The following is a 22,925-nucleotide window of genomic DNA, read 5'->3' on the forward strand; positions in this document are numbered from 1 at the left end:
AAAGGAGGTCGCTATGCTACCAATGCCGGTACTCTGTTGGCTATGCCGCTTGCCGCTGCGCATCGCCAGCCACGGATTATGCAGCCGCTGTGTGCAACAGATTCCGCGTCTGCCTGCACTCTGCCCACGCTGTGGATTACCGGCCACTGGCATGCAAGCATGCGGCCGTTGCCTTCGTCATCCACCGCCATGGCAAAGCCTGAGCTGCGTGAGCGATTACCTGCCGCCGCTAAGCGATTGGGTACACCAGCTGAAGTTTTCTCGCATAACCGCACTCAGGGTGATGCTGGCGCGGCTGATTTTGTTAAAATTGTTAACAATGCGTCGTGATAATCGGCTTCCGCGGGTAGATTTGGTGTTGAGCGTACCGCTGCATCGTCGTCGTGCCTGGCAACGCGGTTATAATCAGGCCGCGCTGCTGGCAAAACCGCTGGCGCGCTGGTTGAACTGTGAATATCGCGAAGGCATACGACGTCTACGCCACGGTGCGGTGCAGCACTCATTGAGCGCCAGCGCACGTAAAAAGAACCTGCGCGGCGCCTTTTGTCTTGAAATGCCGGTGCGCGGGCGCCATATCCTGCTTATCGACGATGTTGTGACGACCGGAAGTACCGTAGCGGAAATTAGCCGTATCCTGCTGGCGCACGGCGCGGCCAGCGTACACATTGGTTGCCTGTGCCGTACCTTGTAGAGCGTCGGTGTTGGGCGTATTATAACCAAGTAATTTAGTCAACTATTGAGCAATCGCCATGATCGTTATTACTGATGCTGCGCAAGAGCACTTCTCAAAATTGCTGTCCAAACAAGAAGATGGCACTCAGATTCGCGTATTCGTCATTAATCCGGGTACGCCAACCGCAGAATGCGGTGTTTCTTACTGCCCACCCGATGCAGTAGAAGCTTCCGATACGGAATTTAAGTTCGAAAAACTGTCCGCCTTTGTGGATGAACTGAGCGCGCCATACCTTGATGACGCTGAAATCGACTTTGTCACCGATAATCTCGGCTCTCAGCTAACGCTGAAAGCACCGAACGCCAAAATGCGTAAAGTCTCTGACGATGCGCCAATGGTGGAGCGCGTGGAATATCTGCTGCAAGCGCAGATTAACCCGCAGCTGGCAGGCCACGGCGGTCGTGTATCGCTGATGGAAATCACCGATGACGGCATCGCCATTCTGCAATTTGGCGGCGGCTGCAACGGTTGTTCGATGATCGACGTCACTCTGAAAGATGGCATCGAGAAAGAGCTGCTGGCAGCCTTCCCTGAGCTGAAAGGCGTGCGCGATTTAACCGAGCACCAACGCGGTGAGCACTCGTACTACTGATTTAGCACGCGGCAGCAACCCGATGCTGCCGCGCGTTTTTACCCCGCTTTCCGTCCTTCATTTACGGCTTTTAATACCTTCTGCACCTCAAGCGTAAACATCGTTTCCAGCGTGGCATTCAACTTGCGACGCCAATTAGGATATTCATTAACTGTGCCCGGTACATTGACCGGTGAAGACATGCCGAGCCAATCTTCCGGCTGCAACCCAAGTAGTGCGCTATGGGTGCGCGCCAAATAACGGTGAAACGCCAACGTCAGCGCAGGAGATAAAGCCAAACCATCAGCTCGCTTGCCGCTGCGTGCAGGCAGCGCCCCAGCCTGATGCAGTGCATCCAGCAGCGCTTGCTTTTGCTTCACCCGCTGTTGCTGGAGAGATTGCAGCACGCCGTCGCCAGCATAGATACCCAGCTTGTCACCCAGCGTTAAATCATCTGCATGCCAGAACCCGCCTAACGTTGGTAAATCATGCGTACTGGCGCTGGCAATCGACTGACGTGGATACTCCTGCGGCTGGCGATAGCTGCCATCACCGTGCTGCTCGAAGAACAATACTTTCCAGGAAAAAATGCCGCTGTTGCGCAGCAGGCTGACGATCTCTTGCGGTACTGTGCCAAGATCTTCGCCGATCACCATGCAGCGATGGCGCTGACTCTCCAGCGCGAGGATCGCCAGCAGATCGTGCACCGGATACGCCACATAAGCCCCCTTATCGGCACTTTCGCCGTAGGGAATCCACCACAATCGCAGCAGCGCCATGACGTGATCGATACGCAATGCGCCGCAGTCGCGCATATTGGCGCGCAGCAGGTCGATAAATGGCTGATAACCGCGCGCGCGCATCACATGCGGATCGAGCGGCGGTAAACACCAGTTTTGCCCCTGCGGTCCGAGGCGATCCGGCGGTGCGCCCACCGATGCGCCAAGCTTGTAGAGTTCCGGATCTTGCCAGGTTTCTGCGCTGCCCTGCGCCACGCCGACCGCTAAATCACGGTACAAACCTACCGCCATGCCGAGCTGCTGGCTGCGCTGCCAGCAGGCAGCGAACTGCTGCTGCGCCAGCCATTGTAGCCAGCTCCAGAACTGGATCTCCGCTTCATGCTCAGCACACCACTGCTGAACCTCAGGCAACAACGCATTGCGCCAGCCTTCCGGCCAGTTTGCCCATCCCCATTCATCGGGGTGCTGCTGGCTGCGCTCGGCGAGAATGCCATCAAAGGCGGCCTGATAGCGTAAATGCCCGGCACCCTTAAGGATAAACTGCTGGAAATCGGCGTCGTCTGCTGCGCGTGGCTGATAGTTTTGCCAGGCAAAACGCAGCGCGGCTAATTTCAGCTCGGCGACCGCGCTGTAATCAACAAACTCGCTGGCGCGCGCGCGCTCGAGTGCTTTGCGCGTTTTGGCACTTTTCCACCAGCGCTGGCCCTCTTTGCTGTGTTGGAAATCCTCCAGCTGATTGATGTCGATATACAACACGTTAAGCCAGCGCCGCGAGGTTGGACTGTACGGGCTGGCATGTTCCGGCAGTGACGGATAGAGCGCGTGCAGCGGATTGAGGCCAACAAAATCGCCACCGTGTGCAGCAATCTGTTCCAGCATCAACTTCAAATCACCGAAATCGCCAATGCCCCAATTATTTTCTGAACGCAGCGTATAGAGCTGCACCAGCGCGCCCCAGCGTTTTTCGCCCTGCTCGAGCGGTTCGGGCAGATAGCAGCGCCGCGGCGCAATGATGATGCGCGTTTGCCACTGCTGGCGGCCTTTATGCAGAGTCAGCTGATGATAGCCCTGCGGCAGGCGCGGCGGCAGCGTGAGCACTTCGCCGCCCTGCACATCCCCGCTGAACTGTTTGCCCTGCTCGGTTTCAAGCTGCCAGGAAAACGCCCCGCGGCCCTGCGGCGTGAGTTGACGTTTGGCGCGGGCGGCAAACACCTGCACCGGCGGCAGCGGTGGCGCTTTGCCGCTGGGCGTTTCCATTACCGCCAGCAGCGCGCGTTTGGTGGCATCGCTGATGGTTTCAGGCTCGCCATGCGCGTTGATAAAGCGCAGCGCAATGCCTGCATCCTGTGCCGCCTGATCCAACTTATTGAGCGTCATCCTTTCTCCTGATCATGAAATTTGCACTTACCGTAGCGGCGCGATTTATCGCGCATTTTGATGGCAGCACCGCGCCCCTCCAGGCGTTGCGCAATAAATTGCGCCGCTACACAGCACTGACGGATGTGATACATCAACGCGCCGCCTGCCAAATCAACTGCTGGTAATCACGTATTGAGCGGTCAGAACTAAAGCGGCCGGTGTGCGCGGTATTCATGATCGCCGCGCGCGTCCAGGCATCCTGATTTTTCCACAACGCTTCTACCTGCTGCTGCGCGGCAATATAGGCATCGAAATCAGCCAGCACCAGCCAGGGATCGCCGTCCTTCGTCAGGCTCTGCAACATCAGGTCAAATGCGTGCTTATCACCCTCGCTGAACTTGCCCTTCTCCAGCTCTTTCAGCAAACCATCCAGATAAGGATTCTGTTTACGCAGCTTTTTCGGGCTGTAGCCTCCCGCCTTTAGCGCCTTCACTTCCTCCACGCTATTGCCGAAGATGAAGATATTCTTCTCGCCCACCGCTTGCGCAATCTCCACATTGGCACCGTCCAGCGTGCCAATGGTCAGCGCACCGTTGAGCGCCAGCTTCATATTGCCGGTGCCGGAAGCCTCGTAACCGGCAGTAGAAATTTGCTCAGAGAGATCGGCAGCTGGAATGATCAACTCCGCCGCGGTAATGCGGTAATCCGGAATAAACACCACTTTCAGACGATCGCCAACGCACGGATCGTTGTTGATCACCTGCGCCACGTGGTTAATGGCATAAATGATATTTTTGGCGAGGTAATAGCCGGGCGCCGCTTTGGCACCAAAGATAAACACGCGCGGCACGAAATCGGGGTTATCGGGATGATCTCGCAGCTGGCGATAGCAGTGCAGCATATGCAGCAAACTGAGGTGCTGGCGTTTGTACTCATGAAGCCGCTTGATCTGCACATCGAACAGCGCTTCCGGATTGATATCAATGCCCGTAACACGTTTGATATACACCGTTAGGCGCAGCTTGTTCTGCTGCTTAATGGTGCGAACTGCTGGCGAAACGCTTTCTTTTTGGCAAACGGTGCGAGCCATGCCAGCGCATCAAGATCGTTCGCCCACTCCACCTGCAAGTTGTCATCAATCAGCGTCGACAATAGCGGATTACACTGCTTTAACCAGCGGCGCGGCGTAATGCCATTGGTAACGTTATGGAATTTGTTTGGCCACAGCTGGTGATATTCCGGAAACAGATCTTTTACCACCAGCTCGGAGTGCAGCGCCGCGACGCCGTTCACCGCGAAGCAGCTCACCACGCACAAATTCGCCATGCGCACCTGACCTTCCGCCACCACCGCCAGCTTGTGCCACATCGCTCTATCATCCGGCCACTGCTTCTTCACCCTTTTCTTCAGGCGGCGATTAATCTCTTTGATAATTAACATATGGCGCGGCAGCACGTCGCGCACCAATCGCTCATCCCAGCGCTCCAGCGCTTCGGGCATCAATGTGTGATTGGTATAGGCAAAAGTACGGCTGGTGATATGCCAGGCATCATCCCAGCTCAGTTGATGTTCATCCAGCAATACGCGCAGCATCTCTGGAATAGCGATAGTCGGATGCGTGTCGTTCAGCTGAATCACTTCAAAATCGGGCAAGCTGCGGATGGCACGCCCGGCGAGATGGTGGCGGCGCAGGATATCGCCCACCGCACAGGCGCACTGAAAATATTGCTGCATTAAACGCAGGCGTTTACCTTCCGCATGATTATCATTGGGATAGAGCACCTTGGTCAGCTTATCGGCCTCAATGCCTTGCTGCTCGGCCTGCAGGAATTGGCCGTTATTGAATAGCGTGAGATCGAACGGCTGCGCACTACTGGCTTTCCACAATCGCAGCGGCAGCGTAATGCCGTTACGATAGCCCACCACCGGCAGATCCCAGGCTTCTCCTTTCAGCAGGATGTTAGGTCGCCAAATAATGCTGCCATCGTGGTTTTCTTTCACCTTCCCGCCGATACCGACCTGCACATCCAGCGCGGCGTTATGGCGAAACCACGGATAGCGATCGCGCTGCCAGTCGTCCGGTGCCTCTCGCTGCTGGCCATCTTCGAAGGTCTGGCGAAACAAACCATATTGATAGTTGAGGCCGTGGCCCATCGCAGCCTGGCCGACGGTGGCCATCGAATCCATATAGCAGGCGGCTAAGCGCCCCAATCCGCCGTTGCCGAGCGCGGGGTCGATCTCCTCTTCCAGCAGCTCGCTCAGTTCAATGTGATGTTCCGCCAGCGCGGCCTGCACGTCGTTGTACCAGCCTAGATTGAGCAAGTTGTTGCCCGTCAGGCGACCAAGCAAAAACTCCATCGACAAATAATTGACGTGGCGTTGTCCTTGCTTTGGCGGCGCGGGTGGCTGCGTGGCCAGCATTTCCGCCAGCACGCTGCTCAGCGCCTGCCACCATTGGTGCGGCGTCATTTGCTGGGCGGAAGCGAGTCCAAGGTGTTGCCAATGACGGGTCAGTGCGGCGTCGAAACGTGTTTTATTGAATTTTTGCTGCGACATATCAATCCCTTCGTGTCCGTTAACGGTAAAGCCGGGGCGAGCGCAAGAGGTGAATGGATAAGTAAAGCTGCGGGGGCGGAAAAAAGCGACAGGGAAATGCGCGTGTTAAGAAAAAAAACGGTGCGCATAAATGCGCACGCTACATCGTAGGGCCGCCATTCATGGCGACCGGGTTATGCAACATCAACAAAGTTCCAGATGAACTTCGTGCTGTTCAATCACTTTCAGCACGCTAGCGGGCGGGCTTTGATCGGTATACATGTAATCAATCAGGCTCATATTACCCAGATTAACCATCGCGTTGCGGCCAAATTTGGAGTGATCCACCACCAGCATTACGCAGCGCGAATTCTCAATAATGGCGCGTTTGGTGCGGACCTCGTGATAATCGAACTCCAGCAATGAACCGTCCATATCAATGCCGCTAATGCCGAGAATGCCGTAATCGAGGCGGAACTGTGAGATGAAGTCCAGCGTCGCTTCGCCCATGATGCCGCCGTCGCGCGTGCGCACTTCACCACCGGCGATGATCACGCGGAAATCCGGTTTCGCCATCAGCAGAATCGCCACGTTGAGGTTGTTGGTCACAACGCGCAGATTGTTGTGATTAAGCAGCGCATGCGCCACCGCTTCCGGCGTGGTGCCGATATCGATAAATAGCGTGGCGCCATCGGGAATTTGGCTCGCTACCCGCTCGGCGATGCGCGCTTTCTCCGCTGACCACATCATCTTACGATCCTGCCAGGCGGTGTTCTCGGAGCTGGACGGTAGCGCCGCTCCACCGTGATGACGCATGATTTTGTTTTGATCGGCCAGATCGTTCAGATCGCGCCGAATGGTTTGCGGGCTGACCTCAAAGTGATCCACCAGCTCTTCCGTGCTGACATATCCCTGACGCCGGACCAGATCGATAATGGCGTCATGACGTTGCGTCTGCTTCACATCTCTCTCCTCGGCTCGTAGCCGCTTTTTTTATTGCTACTGCTAACGACGCGCGATCTTGCGCGTATCAACAAAGGCCATCGCTAGACCCACCAGCAAACCGGTAACGTGCGCCGCATTGGCAATCGCCAGACCAAATGCGCCGTAAAAACCAATGACCAACCACACCACCGCGAAGCCCATCAGGCCGCGTTCCAGGTAAATGCCACTGTCGGGATCGCGCTCACCGCGCAGCCAGCAGTATCCCATCAGCGCATACACCACGCCAGATAAGCCACCAAACAGCACGCCGCTAAACTTGGCCTGCATCCAGCCGGTTAACAGCGCGGATATCAGCATAATCACAAACAGCTTGCCGCTGCCGAGGCGCTTTTCAACCGCACCGCCGAGATACCACCACCACATCAGGTTGAAGAGGATATGCAGCAGCGAGAAGTGCAGCAGCGCATGGCTGAACCAGCGCCACACCTGGAAATATTGCGACGAATCCGCCGGCCACGCCAGCCAGTCCAACGCCACATCATCGCCGACGATCTGCATCAGAATAAACACCACGATGCAGGCAATCATGATGGTCATGGTGAGCGGACCTGCGCGTTCCCGAATGTTGCCCCAGAGGTTGGTGCGCTCGTAGCGCAAACCACTTTCGGTATTGCCGCTGTGCCAGCTGGCAGCCAGATAGCGTGGATGGTTGGGATCGCGCACAAACTGCGCGAGTTCGTTTTCGACCATCTCAAGCTTACTTTCATCATCCAACATAATGACAAAGTGGCTTTCGCGTTCAATACGTAGCGTTACGCCGCGCGTCGCCATGTAGTCGACAAACGCCTGCGCCATGCGCGGATTATTAAACTGGGTGATGCGCATCATGCGGTGCTCTCCTTCCTTATGCTTATGCGATGGGCTTACGCGTCGCCGATAGCAACCTGCGCCGGGAATGCCGCCCGCCAGGCGTCAAATCCGCCGTCAATGCTGTATGCAGCGTTAAATCCCTGGCTCAGCAGGAACTGCGCCGCGCCTTTGCTGCTGTTACCGTGATAGCACATTACCAGTACCGGTAAATCCTGATTAGCTTTGGCGATAAAGTCCGCCAGGTTGTCGTTGGTGAGATGCTGCGCACCGGCGGCATGGCCCATCATAAAGCTTTGCGGATCGCGGATATCCACCAGCTGCGCACCTTGTGCCAGATGCTCTTGCGCCTGCAGGACATTAATACACTCGAAGGTTTCCATGGTGTCTCTCATTACTTCGTCACAATTAGCGGTTGATAAAATCGCCGGTGTTGGTGCCAGGTCGCCATAAATGGCGCCCCTACGACTGCTCGATGCGGACGTTGTAGGGCCGCCATTTATGACGACCTAACCGTCTTAACTACCAAGCATTACACAATTAGCGCCTAGTTTAACCTGAGAATCGGTCGCGATAACCTGACAAGTCCTGTGGTTATGTGATTTTTTTCCTGTCGGAATGTTAGCTATATCACGCAAAAATGTTTTTATTCAGTTAACCGCTGGCATCGATGTTGGTTTCCGATTATTATTACGCTCGAAAACGAACATTTTAGAACTATTCCGAACATCGGAGGAGATGACGTGGAAACCAAAGACCTGATCGTGATCGGCGGCGGCATTAACGGAGCCGGCATTGCAGTGGACGCTGCAGGACGCGGACTGTCGGTGCTGATGCTGGAGGCGCGGGATTTGGCCTGTGCAACCTCCTCCAACAGCTCAAAGCTGATTCACGGTGGCCTGCGCTACCTTGAACACTATGAATTCCGCCTGGTAGGCGAAGCCTTAGCCGAGCGTGAAGTGCTGCTGAAGATGGCTCCGCATATCGCTTTCCCAATGCGCTTCCGTCTGCCGCATCGTCCGCACCTGCGCCCTGCGTGGATGATCCGCATGGGCCTGTTCATGTATGACCGCCTGGGCAAACGTACTACGCTGCCGGGCAGTAAAAGCCTGCGTTTTGGCGCGGATTCGGCCCTCAAGCCGGAAATCACGCGCGGTTTCGAATATTCTGACTGCTGGGTCGATGATGCACGCATGGTGGTGCTCAACGCGCAGGAAGTGGAGAAACAGGGCGGCGAAGTGCGCACCCGTACCCGCGTGACCCGCGCCTGGCGCGAAGGCGGTTTGTGGATGGTGGAGGCCGAAGATATTGATAGCGGCAAAACGTACACCTGGCGCGCGAAAGGTTTAGTCAATGCCGCCGGTCCGTGGGTGAAAGAATTCTTCGACGACGGCCTGAAGCTGAAATCGCCGTACGGCATTCGGCTCATCAAGGGCAGTCACATTGTAGTGCCGCGCGTCCATCGCGAAAAGCAGGCCTATATCCTGCAAAACGAAGACAACCGTATCGTGTTTGTGATTCCGTGGATGGATGAGTTCTCCATCATCGGTACTACCGACGTGGAGTACAAAGGCGATCCGAAAAACGTGAAGATCGATGACAATGAAATCAGCTATCTGCTGAAAGTGTTTAACGGACACTTCAAGCAGCAGCTGAGCAAAGATGACATCGTCTGGACTTACTCGGGCGTGCGTCCGCTGTGCGATGATGAATCGGATTCTCCGCAGGCCATCACCCGCGACTACACGCTGGATGTGCATGACGACAATGGTCAGGCGCCGCTGCTGTCGGTGTTCGGCGGCAAGCTGACGACCTATCGCAAACTGGCGGAGCACGCGCTGGAGAAACTGACCAAGTATTACCCGAATATTGGCCCGGCCTGGACCAAAAGCGCGGTATTGCCGGGTGGTGATTTCTCCGGTACGCGTGAAGATTACGCCGCGGGCCTGCGTCGTCGCTATCCGTTTATCAGCGAAGGCATGGCGCGTCACTTTGCCCGCACTTACGGCAGCCGTACCGAAGTGCTGCTGGAAGGCGCGAAGAGCATTGATGATTTGGGTGAGAACTTTGGGCATGAGTTCTACGAAGCCGAGCTGCGATATCTGGTGAAAAACGAGTGGGTGCGCGAGCTGGATGATGCAATTTGGCGTCGTACCAAACAAGGTATGTGGCTGAGCGAAGCGGAACAGGCGCGTATTCGCGAATGGCTGGCGGTCAACGCGCAGAAACCGGCGCTGTCGTTGGCTTCTTAACTATCGCCCTTTGTTAAAATGAACCCCGCGAAGCCAGCGGGGTTTTATTTTTTTGTCTGAATTTACTTATTACATCTCGCACATCTTAACTACTGCGCAAGATCACACCCTGCCAGCGCGATTTCTGACTGAATAACTCTCCACGTATTTCAGGAATAATTATCAGAAGGATATACGCATGGTGATGGCAACCTTTCCGCTTAATATCTACTCTACACGCCGCGCATTCAGTGATTGCAGTGCGGACGATATGCGCTATGGCGACATTTCAGAACATCGCCTTAAACACGAATTTGATCTGATCAATATTTCCAATGTGGTTGATCCCTACACCATGACGCGACTTAACCCGTTTCATAATCCGCAGTCCCGTTTTTCGGGCGCATTAGGTAGCCAAACTGGCGAAAAGCTGACACCAGAAGAGTGTGCAAATTTATTGTTTGCCGAGATGCAAACCACCTCCTTGCCGTTTGCTATGGTTGGCCCACAACGTTTTCTGATAAATAAAATGCTGGAACATTTTAGGCGTTCTACCGGTATGCCATTTTGTGACATGTCGCTCGATATGGCATATCGTGATCAGATCATTAATGATCGAAGTGAAGATAGCACTCGCCAAAACGTTATTGATTTTTTTAATAAGAACATGGATTATAAAAATCATGGAATTTCTAAAGATAAAATACATGATTTAACCAAAATCATTGCAGGAACAGTATTACCAAAATTCGATTCTCTTGCCGACAGAATAAATGGTTTAGGCATAACGGTACATGATGTTCATGCCACTCAAATAGAGGTAATGAACCTTGAAGTTAGTCATGAACATTGGCATGCACGGCTTAAATATAAGGGACAAGATCATTTCGGATTAGATACCAACGATATCCTTAAAATCAAGTTTAGACAGTTTCAGTTTTTCAAAATCTGGTTCACTCTTCAACGTTACGATCAGTTTGGATATCGCCCTTTTTTAACTAATATGGAAGCGGTTATTGATATTGAGGGCCGAAAATAATGATCAAACGCATTGTATTAATATCAGTAATGAGCATTGCCATTATTTTATATTTACTATATTTGAATAGGAAGCCAGTTGACATAATTGCGGTACATAGCAATGACACCGTTGTAGATATTCTTGTTCGCGATCTTCCTTTATCATCTAAAGCAAGTATTGAATGGTGGACAAGAAATAGACTAAACATACTCTCGAAAAATAATATCAAGCCAGCAGAACAAGGCGGACCAGAATATTTCGTGTTCTTTAAGTTTGATGGTAAATATAAAGAGTTGGAAGATAAAGATCGTCTATGTTTTGATGATATTACATCACCTCAAAACTGCATTGATAAACACAGGTTAATGTCAGTTTCCCCAAATCGTGAGAAGAACACTATCTATAGATTCAGTCATTCAGCTTTCATTCAATCAGTTGATGGAAAGTTATCAGAATTTGAAGAAAAAAAATGAAAAAAGGCTCCATACGGAGCCTTTCTGTTGCAACCTAAACTTACAACCCCGCATTCTCACGAATATATTTACGCGCTTTCACCGCATATTCGAACGGGTTAGCCAACGCCGGATCCTGTTCAGCTTCCACCACCATCCAGCCTTTATAGCCGTAATCATCGAGGATTTTGAACACCGGTTTGAAATCAATCACACCGTCGCCCGGCACGGTAAAGGTGCCCTTCTTCACGCCATCGAGGAACGACAACGATTTTTCGCGCACTTCCGCAACCACGCTGTCGCGCACGTCTTTAAGATGCACGTGGAAAATACGCGGCAGATATTTGGTCAGCACGTCCAGCATCGCCTGCTGTGAACCTTCGGAATAGTAGATGTGGCCGGTGTCATACAGCAGGCCGACATTCTCATTCGTCGATTCCATAAAGCGATCGATTTCGGCGGGGGTCTGGATACCGGTGCCCATGTGATGGTGCAGCGTTAAGCGCATACCTTTCTGCGCGGCGATCTCGGCCAACTCGTTGTAGCCTTCCGCCGTCAATCGCCACTCTTCATCGGTGAAAATCGGCTTCTGCTCCAGCACGGCGAGCGTGGTGCCCTGAATACTTTTGCTCTGCTCAGAGCAGCCAATCACGCGCGCGCCCATCTCATACAGAAAATTCATGTGATTGGTGAATTCGTCGATGGTTTTTGCTTTGTCGCCGTTGGCAAAGAAAGTGCTGAACCACGCGTTACAAATCTGAATACCACGGATATCCAGCATTGGCTTAAGGATCGCCGGATCGCGCGGGTATTTGCTGCCCACTTCGCTACCGGTAAAGCCTGCCAGCGCCATTTCACTGACGGTTTGCTGGAAGGTGTTTTCACTGCCCAGCTCCGGCATATCGTCGTTGGTCCAACCGATTGGCGCAATCGCCAGTTTTACGTTGTCTTGGTTCATCTTCAGTTCCCTGATCCACTCAGAGGCGGCCCTTAGCCGCCGGAGATTATGCGCAAACGGCTCAGTTATTTAGCGTAGAAATCCGGACGTGGCGGCATGGTAACCGGCTCAATCGCACCGCTGTTCTGCGCTTTCTGGCAGGCATCGGCGGCCACGGAGGCAGCAAAGCCATCCCAGGCCGAAGGACCGGTCAGCTCGCCACTCTTCACGTCATTAATGAACGCCTGCAGCTCAACGTCGTAGGCATCGATGAAGCGATCTTTCCAATCCGTCAGCAAGGGTGTACCGAGGCGCGCGTTTTTGCGCGTTTGAATCGCCGAAGGCTCAGGCAGCTTAGCGATGCCCTCTTCACCCACCACTTCACATTGGATGTCGTAGCCGTATGCACAGTTGACGAAAATCTCGACATCAATGCGGATGCCTTTCTGCGTTTCGAACAGCACGATTTGCGGATCTTTCAGTTTGGCGTGGGATTTCGACGTGGTACGCGGGAACACCACCTGCACGGTTTTGTAATCGTCTTCCGTCAGCCAGCGCAGCACATCCAGCTCGTGAATCAGCGTGTTAGTAATCGCCATGTCGGTGGTGTAATTCTCGCCAACGCTCTGGTTGCGGTGCGCGCAGTGCAACATTAACGGTTCACCGATTTCACCGTCGGTAATCACTTTTTTCAGCGCGCGATAGCCGGAATCGTACGGGCGCATAAAGCCCACCTGCACCAGACGTTTACCGTGTTTGATCTCCGCATCGACAATGCGACGGCAGCCTTCCGCGCTCAGCGCCAGCGGCTTCTCACAGAACACCGGTTTGCCCGCAGCAATGGCGGCCAGCGTGAACTCTTCGTGGGTCGGATCCCAGGAAGTCACCAGCACGGCATCAACTTCGGGCGAGTTGATCACCTGATGGCCATCCTGATACACCTCGGCTTCGATATTCAGACGTTGCAGCGCCGCACGCGCACCTTCCACGTTGATATCAGAAACCGCCACCACTTTCGCACCCTGCAAGACGTTATTGCAGCGACGAATGTGTTCCTGACCAATTGCACCGGTACCAATTACACCGAGTTTTAGCGTCATAATTACACCTGTAGAGTTCGTTCGGATACATTAAGATAAACAAGGCCGGAGAACCCCGGCCTTAAAGAGGATTTAGTACTTACGCGCCTGTTCGATATGCACGTTAAGGTTGTCGGCCACTTCCTGCGTGCGGGTCGAGGTTGAGGTTTGCGCCACGCCCACATGCCACCAGCTGAAGTACTTGTGCACCATGGTTTTTGGCAGCACTTTGATGTCGAACAGCGTTGAAACCGTCTGCTTCTGCGCATCAATCAGCGCCGCTTCCAGCTGCTCCAGCGTGGTGATGCGATAGGTTTTGCAGCCGTAACCGCCGGCAATCGCCGCAAAGTCCACCGGCACAAAGCCGCCATCCAGCTTGCCGCCTTCCGGATTACGGAAGCGGAACTCGGTGGTGAAGCTGTCCATGCCGTGCTCCATCTGCAGGTTGTTAATACAACCGTTGGTCATGTTATCCAGCAGCACGACGTTGATTTTGGCCCCTTCCTGAATCGAGGTGACCAGCTCGGAGTGCAGCATCATGAACGAACCGTCGCCGACCATGACGTAAACTTCACGCTGCGGCTGCGCCAGCTTCACGCCCAGCGCGGCGTTCACTTCATAGCCCATGCAGGAGTAGCCGTACTCAACGTGGTACGAGTTGTAATCTTTGGTGCGCCACACGCGTTGCAGATCGCCCGGCAGACTGCCCGCTGCAGCCACAATCACCGCATCCTTTGGGAGCTGCTCGTTTAAGGTGCCCAGCACGCTGCTCTGCGTCAGCACCGATTGCGTCAGGCGTTCGAACTCGGCAAACAACGCTTCACGATCGGCGTGATCGGCGATTTCAGGAATGAAATCGTCGCTGTTATAGGTCGCGGCATAAACGCGCTGCGTCTCTTTCAGCAGTTTACTTTGCGACAGTTCAATCTGGTCGCCCCAATGATTTTCAAACCCTTTCAGCCCGCTTTCCAGCGCCGTTAAACCTTCACGCGCATCCGCCAGCAGCTGTACCGCATCCAGCTTGTAGCTATCAAAGTTGCTGACATTAAGATTCAGATAGCTGACGTCCGGATTCTGGAAAATCCATTTTGAGGCGGTGGTGAAATCGGTGTAACGCGTACCGATGCCAATCACCAGATCGGCCTCTTTCGCCAGCAGATTCGCTGCCAGACAGCCGGTTTCACCCACGCCGCCCACATTCAAAGGATGATCGGAAACGATGGTGCCTTTACCGGCCTGGGTTTCGGCAAAAGGAATGTTGAAGCGCTCGGCGAATTTCAGCAGCGCATCACCGGCGTCGGAGTATTTCAAACCGCCACCGACAACGATCAGCGGCTTGTGTTTACGCGCAATCAGCGCCAACGCATCGCCCAACTGTGCAGCCGTGGGCAAACGGCGATCCAGACGATGCACCCGCTTCTGGAAGAAGTATTCCGGGAAATCCCAGGCTTCAGCCTGTACGTCCTGCGGCAGCGCGAGGGTTACCGCGCCGGTTTCGGCTGGATCGGTCAGTACGCGCAGGGCATTAATGCACGCGGTCATCAGCTGCTCTGGGCGGCTTACGCGGTCCCAGTATTTGCTCACCGCGCGAAACGCGTCGTTGGTGCTGATGCTGAGATCGTGGCTCTGTTCGATCTGCTGCAATACCGGATCGGGTTGGCGCGTAGCAAACACATCGCCCGGCAGCAGCAGTAAAGGAATGCGGTTGGCCGTGGCCGTGGCGGCGGCGGTGATCATGTTGGCAGCACCTGGTCCAACGGAAGAAGTACAGGCAATAATCTGACGACGCAGCGACTGTTTGGCAAACCCAATCGCCGCGTGCGCCATGCCCTGCTCATTACGGCCCTGATGCACCACCAGATCGCCGCTATCCTGCTCCAGCGCCTGGCCCAATCCCAGCACGTTACCGTGACCGAAAATGGCAAAAATGCCTTTCACGAATTTGGTTTCCACGCCGTCAACGTTCAGGTACTGGTTATCCAGAAATTTTACCAGCGCCTGTGCCGTGGTGAGTCTGATTGTGCCCATATGCTTCTTCCTTTACATGCTGGTACCTGTGGTGAGGTACATCGCGGTTCGGGTAACAACTGCCGCTTACGGCGCCCGCGGATTAAGTGAAACGTGTGGCGATTATAAACAAATATTTTTTTCATTAAATACGATTACAGAAGAAACATTTCATTTTGCGATAGAGATCAAATTCAGCGATGAAACGAACGCTTTCAGGGCGAGCAAAGGGAGGAAAGTGGAACGGTAAAAGGTTATTTAACGGCCATAACGAAATTTCATTTCACTTCAGTAGCTTCCTTGATTTATCGCTCTTTTCCTGAGACCTGGCTCACAAGCCCGAGTATCGCTGGAATTCAGCGCTTAACACCTGCTGTATTACACCTTTGTCAGAGTTTTACCTGGCTCACAAAATCGCGACGGACGTTTCATTTCATATTGTGTTTGGAATTTTTATTCCTCATACTGCGTAAAAGCCAATCAGGCACCTTGAGAACCCGGAAGCAAAGCGCTCGATGATGGGCGGCAGCGCCCGCAGTGTCTGCTTATCACAGAAGGAAACAATAGGTATGAGTACACAACAGAAGCGGCTTGATGTGATTTGTATTGGACGCATCGCCGTCGACCTTTACGGTCAGCAAATTGGATCACGTCTGGAAGATATGACCAGCTTCAATAAATATCTGGGTGGATCTTCTGGCAACGTGGCCTACGGCACGGCTATTCAGGGCCTGAAGTCTGCCATGCTGGCGCGCGTAGGTGACGAGCATAATGGCCGCTTTTTACGTGAAGAGCTGCAGCGGGCAGGCTGCAACACCGACGGTTTGATCACGGACAAGCATCGCCTGACGGGTCTGGTGATTCTTGGGATTAAAGATGAAGAGACCTTCCCGCTAATTTTCTACCGTGATAACTGCGCCGATATGGGCCTGGTGCCGGAAGATATTAAAGAAGAGTTTATCACCTCCTCACGTGCGGTCGCCGTTACCGGCACGCACTTGTCACACCCGCAAACCCGTGCCGCAGTGTTGAAGGCGCTGGATATCGCCCGACGTAACGGGCTGCGTACCGCACTGGATATCGATTATCGCCCGGTCCTGTGGGGCCTGACCTCACTCGGCGACGGTGAAACGCGTTTCATTGAATCGGGCGAAGTAACGCAACAGTTGCAGGAAGTTCTGCACTATTTCGATTTGGTGGTGGGAACGGAAGAAGAGTTTCATATTGCCGGTGGCAGCACCGATACCTTGACCGCGCTGAAAAACGTGCGTAAATCGAGCCAGGCAACGCTGGTGTGCAAACGTGGCCCGCTGGGCTGCGTGGTATTTGAGGGCGAGATCCCAGATAGCTGGGAACAGACCACATTACAGAGCGGCGTGCGCGTGGAAGTGCTGAATGTACTTGGCGCGGGCGATGCCTTTATGTCTGGCCTGCTGCGCGGCTGGCTAAACGACGAAAGCTGGGAGCAGGCATGCCGTTACGCAAACGCCTGTGGGGCACTGGTGGTTTCCCGCCACGGCTGCGCGCCAGCGATGCCAACCAAAGAAGAGCTGGATGATTTCCTTAGCCGCGATAACGACGTGAAGCGCCCGGATCTCGATCCACGCCTGAATCATTTACACCGCGTGACGACACGTAAGCAGCAGTGGCCCGAGCTGAATGTGTTCGCCTTTGACCACCGCAAGCAGCTGGCCGATATGGCGCGCGAAGCGGGCGTCAGCGAAGAGCGCATTCCACAGCTGAAACTGCTGCTGCTGCGCGCCGCTGAAGAAGCGGCAAACGAGGCAGGTTTGCATCAGAAAAGCGGCATCCTCGCGGATACCACCTATGGCCAGAAAGCGCTGAACGCGATTACCGGTAAAAACTGGTGGATTGGTCGTCCCATCGAGCTGCCAAGTTCCCGCCCGCTGCGCCTTGAGCACGGTAATATTGGTTCGCAGCTGGTCGACTGGCCGGCCGAACACGTAGTGAAATGCCTGGTGTTCTACCATCCGCATGACAGCGCGGAACTGCGTAAAGAGCAGGATGATCTGGTGCTGGATGTGTGGAAAGGCTGCAATAAAAGCGGTCACGAACTGCTGCTGGAAGTGATTCTGCCGGAAAGTAATCCGGACCGGAAAGAGTCTTACTATTACGATATGCTGAGCCACTTCTACAGCCTGGGTATTCAGCCGGACTGGTGGAAACTGCCGCCGCTGTCCGCGGAGAGCTGGCAGTCCATCAGCGGCTTGATCGAGCAAAACGATCCGCACTGCCGCGGCATTCTGCTACTGGGTCTGGATGCACCAGAAGAGACGCTGAAAGCCGGTTTTGCGGCGGCGGCGCAAGCGCCATGGGTGAAAGGTTTTGCGGTAGGTCGCACTATCTTCGGCCAGCCGTCACGCCAGTGGCTGCAGGGCGAACTGGACGACAAGGCACTGATCGAAACCGTGAAAGGCAATTATCTGCGCCTTATCGGCTACTGGCGCGCGGTGCGCGGTTAAGCTGTTGAATTAGCATCAAAGAAGCGGCCGATGGCCGCTTTTTTTGCATTGTGCGCGTTGGCCCTCATCCTAACCTTCTCCCGCTGGCGGGAGAAGGAACTGTCCTCTGCGATTTTGCGGACCGAATGCATTCCTCAACTTTCACTCGATAGGTTCCCTCGCCCGCTTGCGGGAGAGGGTTAGGGTGAGGGGAAAACATGCACATTCTGTGAGGCAATTCATAAACCGATGAAATAAGCGTCACGAAGATGTCAAACGAATGAAATTTTCCATCCATCTGGTACTATAGCGCTCATTATCCAGCCATATTTTCTTTTTTAGCGGGCCGAAGTAATGACCAATAATCCAACACAACTTACCCTGTTACAGGACGATATCCGTCGTCGCTATGAGACGCTGAGTAAACGCCTGAAGCAGGTGGCTCGTTATATCCTTGATAACAGCAACAGCATTGCGTTCGATACCGTTGCCTCCATTGCGCAGCATGCTGATGTGCCGCCCTCCACGCTGATCCGCTTTGCCAACGCTTTTGGCTTCAGCGGCTTCAACGAAATGAAACAGGTTTTCCGCCAGCATCTGATGGAAGAAACGGTTAACTATACCGAGCGTGCACGTCTATTCCGCCAAACCGCCACCGACGACAGCGCCAGCTCACCCGAGAGCCCGGCTGAAATTCTCAACGTCTTTACCATGGTGAACAGTCAGGCGCTGCAACAGCTGGCGATGCAGGTGAATCCGGACCAACTCAACCGCGCGGTGAAAATGCTCGATGAAGCGGAGAATATCTACATTATCGGCCTGCGCCGCTCGTTCAGCGTGGCTTCTTATCTGGTGTACGCGCTGCGCCATCTGGAGCGTCGTGCGTTCCTGATCGATGGCCTTGGCGGCATGTTCACCGAGCAGCTCAGTATGGTGAATCCCAAAGACGTGGTGATTGCCATCAGCTATTCGCCTTACGCGCGTGAAGCGGTGGAGTTGGTTGAGCTGGGTGCCAAGCGTGGCGCGCATCTGATCGCCATCACCGACAGCCAGGTCAGCCCGCTGGCCGCCTTCAGCGATGTGTGCTTTGTGGTGCGTGAAGCGCAGGTGGATGGCTTCCGTTCGCAGGTGGCATCGCTGTGTCTGGCGCAGACGCTCGCCGTATCGTTAGCGCTGAATAACAACGTTATTAACGAATAATCTCTTCGTAGAGTCGCCATTCATGGCGACCAGCCAACAAAAAGGGCAGCCATGTGGCTGCCCTTTTAACGTTGGTGCGCATAAATGCGCCCCCTACGAACGCGGATACTTATCGCTATTCACCCAGGCATGATCTTTCTCCCAGGTAAATTTCCACAACCGTTTTGGCCCCGCCATCACGTTGAGATAGTAATTATCGTAACCGGCAATGGTCGCCACCGGATGATAGCCGCGCGGCACCGTCACCACATCACGGTTATACGGCGCCATGCACTCGTCGAGCGAACGGTCATCGGTATAAACACGCTGCATGGCGAAACCTGGCTCAGGATCGAAACGGTGATAGTAGGTTTCTTCCAGATAGGTTTCGTCAGGGCTATTTTTCTGGTCGTGCTTGTGGCTAGGGTACGAACTGGTCGCGCCTTCGTCGGTATACACTTCCACCACCAGCAGGCTGTCGGCTTCTTTGTTATCCGGCAGAATGTTGTGCACCAGACGCTGGTTGCGGCCTTTACCACGCTGCTCAACACCCACATCTTCCGGGGCAATCAGGCGCGCCGGCAGATTACCGCTGCCTGGTGCATTACACACCGCCAGCTCCAGATCGCTATCCGCATACACTTCCACTTCATCGTTATGCGGCACATACACCGAGTACGGCGGAATGCGCTCAAACGGCGACAGACGCTTACCGAGATGTGGGAACTCCGCATGGCGGGTTTTTACCGATGCAAAGCCCGCCACCAGCACCAGACACAGCTCTTTATCACCGCTGCTCAGCGTCAGGCGCTGCCCTTTTTTCAGCAGGTAGGCATCAAAGCCTACGTATTCCCAGCCCGCGCTCTCAGGCGTGACGTGCTGAATACGACCGTTGCTGTCGGGTTTTTGCGCTTTCGAAATCAGAGACATCCTGTTCCTCCTGGTTGAGCGAGATTAGCCCAGCGTCGGCATGCTGAACTCAGAGACGGTTTGCTGGCCGCTCGGCCAACGCACGGTGGCGGTTTTCATGCGGGTGTAGAAACGCACGCCGTCTGGACCATGCACGTTCAGCGCACCAAACACCGAACGCTTCCAGCCGCCGAAGCTGTGGAACGCCATCGGTACCGGAACCGGTACGTTAACGCCCACCATGCCCGCTTCCACGTTCTGTACGAATTCGCGCGCGGTGTGACCGTTGCTGGTAAAGATGGCGCTACCGTTGCCAAACTCATGGCTGTTAACCAGCTGCAGCGCGCTATCGAAATCTGTAGAACGCATGATGCTTAATACCGGCCCGAAGATCTCTTCGCGCCAGATGGTCATGTCTGAAGTCACGTTATCAAACAGGGTGCCGCCCACGTAGTAACCTTCAGCGTGACCTGCTACCTCAACACCGCGACCATCAACCACCAGCTTCGCGCCTTCCTGCTCGCCTTTATCGATATAGCCCAGCACTTTCTTCTGGTGCGCGGCAGAAACCACCGGCCCCATTTCATTCTCTTCGGCACCTTTCTGAATTCCCGGGCCGATGCGCAGCGCTTTAATCAGCGGCGTCAGGCGTGCAATCAGTTTGTCAGCCGTATCGTCGCCCACCGCCACCACCACCGGCAGCGCCATGCAGCGTTCACCAGCAGAGCCAAACGCGCCGCCCATAATGGCGTTCACGGTGGCATCAAGATCGGCATCTGGCATCACGATAGCGTGGTTTTTTGCCGCGCCGAATGCCTGAACACGTTTACCGTGGGCGCTGGCGGTTTTGTAGATATGCTCAGCCACGCCGGAAGAACCGACGAAGCTGACTGCCGCGATGCGCGGGTCTTTATACAACTGCTCGGCATCTTCGTTAGACGAGTGCACCACGTTGAACACACCATCTGGCAGGCCCGCTTCTTTCAGCAGTTCGGCCATACGCACCGAGGCTGAGGGATCCAGCGCCGGTGGCTTGAGGATGAAGGTGTTGCCGCACGCCAGCGCGATGGGGAACATCCACAGTGGCACCATCGCCGGGAAGTTGAATGGCGTGATACCCGCCACCACGCCCACGGGTTGCATCAGCGAGTAGCTATCTACGCCGGTGCCCACGCTGGGCGAGTTTTCACCTTTAATCAGATGCGGAATACCGCAGGCAAACTCGATCACTTCAATACCACGCGTCAACTCACCCAGCGCATCTGACCACACTTTACCGTGCTCAGAAACAATCAGTGCCGCCAGCTCATCGCGGTGTTTTTCCATCAGGGCTTTGAAGTTGAACATCACACGGGCACGACGCAGCGGCGCGGTTTTCGACCATTCCGGGAACGCAGCATGGGCGACTTCAATCGCTTTTTCCACTTCCGCCGCGGTGCTCTGCGTCAGTTCGCGCACCACTTTGCCGGTCGCCGGATCGTACACGGGAATGGTTTCATTGCTGGCGCTATGGGTAATTTTTCCGCCGATAAAGTTTCCTACGATAGTCATGTCGTTGCCTCTTAGATGTGAAGTTCCCTGCAGACAGCCGGTTCAAACCGCAACGCTGCGTGAGCAGGCAATACTTAAAGCGTGCTATGAAGCTATAGCAATGAAATAAATTTTTCAAATACTTCTTTTTAGAAAATTTCCTTTTAGCGGCATGGATCGCATTTTTTCGCTGGCGGTTTTCAAGCGGCTGTAAACCAGCCTGCAGCGCTGACGTACCGGCATTTTTCCGCGGCTGAAAACGCGGCACACTAAGCCGCTGAGTGGACAGAATTTGTGTCACAAATCCAGTCACAACATACAACGTGAAACGAAATATGAAATTTTTGCGAGACAGATCCAATATCTGATATTTCATAATTCAATAATAATGAAATAAATGTTTTCTTTGCTGCATCTTATCCGCATCACCCTACAGGAGCCGCAAATGGCCATCGATCCAACCCGTTTCTGTATTAACCGTAAAATTGCCCCCACGCTTTCGCTGGAAGCCTTCTTTCAGCTGGTACAGCGTTTAGGATTGAATAAGGTTGAGCTACGTAATGACATGCCGAGCGGTAAGGTGACCGATGATCTTAGCGCGGCAGCGCTGCGGGCGCTGGCGGATAAGTATCAGATTGAGGTCGTCACGATTAATGCGCTCTACCCGTTTAACCGTGCCGATGATGCGCTGCTGGCAAAAGCCGAAGCGCTACTGCAGGAAGCGCAAGCTATTGGCGCAAAAGCGCTGGTGATGTGTCCGCTGAATGAAGGGATTGAGATATCGCCGCAGCAGACGCTTGAAGCGCTGCAGGTGCTCGCACCGCGCTTTGAAAAATACGGTATTCAGGGATTAGTGGAACCGCTGGGCTTCCCGGTGAGTTCGCTGCGTTCAGCGGTGCAAGTACAGACGTTGATTCAGCAAGCCAAAGTCCCGTTTAAGGTGCTGCTCGATACCTTCCATCATCACCTGTATGAAAACGCGGAGAATGAGTTCCCGCAGGAGATCGATGTTAATCATATTGGCCTTGTGCACTTGTCTGGCGTGGAAGATACCCGACCGACCGCGCAGTTAACCGATGAAGAGCGCATTATGCTCAGCGACCGTGATGTGCTGAACAGCGTGGCGCAGGTAAAACGTCTGGAGATACTCGGCTACAAAGGACTCTACGCGTTTGAGCCGTTTTCATCGACGCTGGAGAAGTGGGACACCGCAGAGATTGAACGCCAGATACGCCACAGCATCGAATTGCTGCAAGCCTAAACAAACCCTTATCTGTGTCTCTTAGACACTTTTGCTAGTGTTGGCCTCGGTCGGAGGCCCTTTTTTTATACCACATACATCTGAAAGTCCCGGTGCGCATGAATGCG

The 22,925-nt window shown here is 54.2% G+C and carries 17 protein-coding genes and 1 pseudogene; 8 read left to right on the plus strand and 10 right to left on the minus strand.

From position 1 onward, the window contains the following. Window positions 1–13: 13 nt before the first annotated feature. Both gntX and nfuA read left to right on the plus strand, forming a co-directional pair. On the plus strand, window positions 14–691 hold the full coding sequence (gene gntX / locus AC07WB_RS18140; protein WP_345827910.1) for a DNA utilization protein GntX: 678 nt from the start codon (window positions 14–16) through the stop codon (window positions 689–691). 58 nt (window positions 692–749) lie between these two features. Further along, complete coding sequence (nfuA, locus tag AC07WB_RS18145) at window positions 750–1,325, plus strand: Fe-S biogenesis protein NfuA (RefSeq protein WP_007892316.1); 576 nt, start codon at window positions 750–752, stop codon at window positions 1,323–1,325. Window positions 1,326–1,363: 38 nt separating this feature from the next. Here nfuA and malQ read toward each other — a convergent pair whose 3' ends face one another. The 5 genes and pseudogenes from malQ to glpE form a co-directional block, all read right to left on the minus strand. Then, window positions 1,364–3,421 carry a 4-alpha-glucanotransferase gene (gene malQ, locus AC07WB_RS18150; RefSeq protein WP_494940952.1) on the minus strand — a complete coding sequence of 686 codons (2,058 nt, stop codon included), beginning with the start codon at window positions 3,419–3,421 and terminating at the stop codon, window positions 1,364–1,366. Window positions 3,422–3,554: 133 nt separating this feature from the next. Continuing rightward, window positions 3,555–5,959, minus strand: a pseudogene (gene malP, locus AC07WB_RS18155) (maltodextrin phosphorylase). A gap of 183 nt (window positions 5,960–6,142) precedes the next feature. Further along, entirely contained in the window at window positions 6,143–6,901 is a 759-nt protein-coding gene (locus tag AC07WB_RS18160; protein WP_008107931.1) for a DeoR/GlpR family transcriptional regulator, read from the minus strand. Between the two features lie 42 nt (window positions 6,902–6,943). Continuing rightward, a complete protein-coding gene (glpG, locus tag AC07WB_RS18165) occupies window positions 6,944–7,768 on the minus strand; it encodes a rhomboid family intramembrane serine protease GlpG (RefSeq protein WP_345829944.1) in 825 nt (274 codons plus the stop codon). Window positions 7,769–7,806: 38 nt separating this feature from the next. Next, window positions 7,807–8,133 carry a thiosulfate sulfurtransferase GlpE gene (glpE, locus tag AC07WB_RS18170; RefSeq protein ID WP_494940953.1) on the minus strand — a complete coding sequence of 109 codons (327 nt, stop codon included), beginning with the start codon at window positions 8,131–8,133 and terminating at the stop codon, window positions 7,807–7,809. A 360-nt stretch (window positions 8,134–8,493) separates the two neighbouring features. Here glpE and glpD point away from each other — a divergent pair, with 360 nt between their 5' ends. The 3 genes from glpD to AC07WB_RS18185 all read left to right on the plus strand — a co-directional run bounded on the left by glpD (window position 8,494) and on the right by AC07WB_RS18185 (window position 11,475). Beyond that, window positions 8,494–10,002 carry a glycerol-3-phosphate dehydrogenase gene (gene glpD, locus AC07WB_RS18175; protein ID WP_097095770.1) on the plus strand — a complete coding sequence of 503 codons (1,509 nt, stop codon included), beginning with the start codon at window positions 8,494–8,496 and terminating at the stop codon, window positions 10,000–10,002. 178 nt (window positions 10,003–10,180) lie between these two features. After that, window positions 10,181–11,020, plus strand: coding sequence for a DUF3289 family protein (locus tag AC07WB_RS18180; protein WP_494940954.1), 840 nt, complete (start codon window positions 10,181–10,183; stop codon window positions 11,018–11,020). Continuing rightward, on the plus strand, window positions 11,020–11,475 hold the full coding sequence (locus AC07WB_RS18185; protein ID WP_494940955.1) for a DUF943 family protein: 456 nt from the start codon (window positions 11,020–11,022) through the stop codon (window positions 11,473–11,475). The genes AC07WB_RS18180 and AC07WB_RS18185 overlap by 1 nt, the downstream gene beginning before the upstream one ends. A gap of 40 nt (window positions 11,476–11,515) precedes the next feature. On the opposite strand, the gene iolE is transcribed toward AC07WB_RS18185, so the two are convergent. The 3 genes from iolE to iolD all read right to left on the minus strand — a co-directional run bounded on the left by iolE (window position 11,516) and on the right by iolD (window position 15,498). After that, window positions 11,516–12,412: a myo-inosose-2 dehydratase gene (gene iolE, locus AC07WB_RS18190; RefSeq protein ID WP_097095768.1), complete on the minus strand. Its 897-nt coding sequence runs from the start codon at window positions 12,410–12,412 to the stop codon at window positions 11,516–11,518. 65 nt (window positions 12,413–12,477) lie between these two features. Next, window positions 12,478–13,491, minus strand: coding sequence for a bifunctional inositol 2-dehydrogenase/D-chiro-inositol 1-dehydrogenase (gene iolG / locus AC07WB_RS18195; RefSeq protein ID WP_097095767.1), 1,014 nt, complete (start codon window positions 13,489–13,491; stop codon window positions 12,478–12,480). 72 nt (window positions 13,492–13,563) lie between these two features. Then, complete coding sequence (iolD, locus tag AC07WB_RS18200) at window positions 13,564–15,498, minus strand: 3D-(3,5/4)-trihydroxycyclohexane-1,2-dione acylhydrolase (decyclizing) (protein ID WP_097095766.1); 1,935 nt, start codon at window positions 15,496–15,498, stop codon at window positions 13,564–13,566. 548 nt (window positions 15,499–16,046) lie between these two features. On the opposite strand from iolD, the gene AC07WB_RS18205 reads away from it, so the two are divergent. Further along, window positions 16,047–17,960, plus strand: coding sequence for a bifunctional 5-dehydro-2-deoxygluconokinase/5-dehydro-2-deoxyphosphogluconate aldolase (locus AC07WB_RS18205; protein ID WP_494940956.1), 1,914 nt, complete (start codon window positions 16,047–16,049; stop codon window positions 17,958–17,960). Window positions 17,961–18,293: 333 nt separating this feature from the next. Continuing rightward, on the plus strand, window positions 18,294–19,139 hold the full coding sequence (locus tag AC07WB_RS18210) for a MurR/RpiR family transcriptional regulator (RefSeq protein ID WP_097095764.1): 846 nt from the start codon (window positions 18,294–18,296) through the stop codon (window positions 19,137–19,139). A gap of 93 nt (window positions 19,140–19,232) precedes the next feature. Here the strand turns inward: AC07WB_RS18210 and iolB are convergent, their stop codons facing one another. Together iolB and AC07WB_RS18220 are read right to left on the minus strand one after the other, a co-directional pair. After that, a complete protein-coding gene (gene iolB / locus AC07WB_RS18215) occupies window positions 19,233–20,048 on the minus strand; it encodes a 5-deoxy-glucuronate isomerase (RefSeq protein WP_494940957.1) in 816 nt (271 codons plus the stop codon). Between the two features lie 24 nt (window positions 20,049–20,072). Then, a complete protein-coding gene (locus AC07WB_RS18220; RefSeq protein WP_097095762.1) occupies window positions 20,073–21,578 on the minus strand; it encodes a CoA-acylating methylmalonate-semialdehyde dehydrogenase in 1,506 nt (501 codons plus the stop codon). A 424-nt stretch (window positions 21,579–22,002) separates the two neighbouring features. Here AC07WB_RS18220 and AC07WB_RS18225 point away from each other — a divergent pair, with 424 nt between their 5' ends. Beyond that, window positions 22,003–22,818, plus strand: coding sequence for a TIM barrel protein (locus AC07WB_RS18225; RefSeq protein ID WP_494940958.1), 816 nt, complete (start codon window positions 22,003–22,005; stop codon window positions 22,816–22,818). Window positions 22,819–22,925 lie beyond the last annotated feature (107 nt).

It is taken from the genome of Pantoea sp. GW821-FHT03E06 (assembly GCF_059420725.1).

Excerpts from the sequence above, each read along its gene's own strand:
- gntX (WP_345827910.1), top strand. The coding sequence starts at position 14 with ATGCTACCAATGCCGGTACTCTGTTGGCTATGCCGCTTGCCGCTGCGC.
- nfuA (WP_007892316.1), top strand. The coding sequence starts at position 750 with ATGATCGTTATTACTGATGCTGCGCAAGAGCACTTCTCAAAATTGCTG.
- malQ (WP_494940952.1), bottom strand. The coding sequence starts at position 3,421 with ATGACGCTCAATAAGTTGGATCAGGCGGCACAGGATGCAGGCATTGCG.
- glpG (WP_345829944.1), bottom strand. The coding sequence starts at position 7,768 with ATGCGCATCACCCAGTTTAATAATCCGCGCATGGCGCAGGCGTTTGTC.
- glpE (WP_494940953.1), bottom strand. The coding sequence starts at position 8,133 with ATGGAAACCTTCGAGTGTATTAATGTCCTGCAGGCGCAAGAGCATCTG.
- AC07WB_RS18180 (WP_494940954.1), top strand. The coding sequence starts at position 10,181 with ATGGTGATGGCAACCTTTCCGCTTAATATCTACTCTACACGCCGCGCA.
- AC07WB_RS18185 (WP_494940955.1), top strand. The coding sequence starts at position 11,020 with ATGATCAAACGCATTGTATTAATATCAGTAATGAGCATTGCCATTATT.
- iolE (WP_097095768.1), bottom strand. The coding sequence starts at position 12,412 with ATGAACCAAGACAACGTAAAACTGGCGATTGCGCCAATCGGTTGGACC.
- iolG (WP_097095767.1), bottom strand. The coding sequence starts at position 13,491 with ATGACGCTAAAACTCGGTGTAATTGGTACCGGTGCAATTGGTCAGGAA.
- iolD (WP_097095766.1), bottom strand. The coding sequence starts at position 15,498 with ATGGGCACAATCAGACTCACCACGGCACAGGCGCTGGTAAAATTTCTG.
- AC07WB_RS18205 (WP_494940956.1), top strand. The coding sequence starts at position 16,047 with ATGAGTACACAACAGAAGCGGCTTGATGTGATTTGTATTGGACGCATC.
- AC07WB_RS18210 (WP_097095764.1), top strand. The coding sequence starts at position 18,294 with ATGACCAATAATCCAACACAACTTACCCTGTTACAGGACGATATCCGT.
- iolB (WP_494940957.1), bottom strand. The coding sequence starts at position 20,048 with ATGTCTCTGATTTCGAAAGCGCAAAAACCCGACAGCAACGGTCGTATT.
- AC07WB_RS18220 (WP_097095762.1), bottom strand. The coding sequence starts at position 21,578 with ATGACTATCGTAGGAAACTTTATCGGCGGAAAAATTACCCATAGCGCC.
- AC07WB_RS18225 (WP_494940958.1), top strand. The coding sequence starts at position 22,003 with ATGGCCATCGATCCAACCCGTTTCTGTATTAACCGTAAAATTGCCCCC.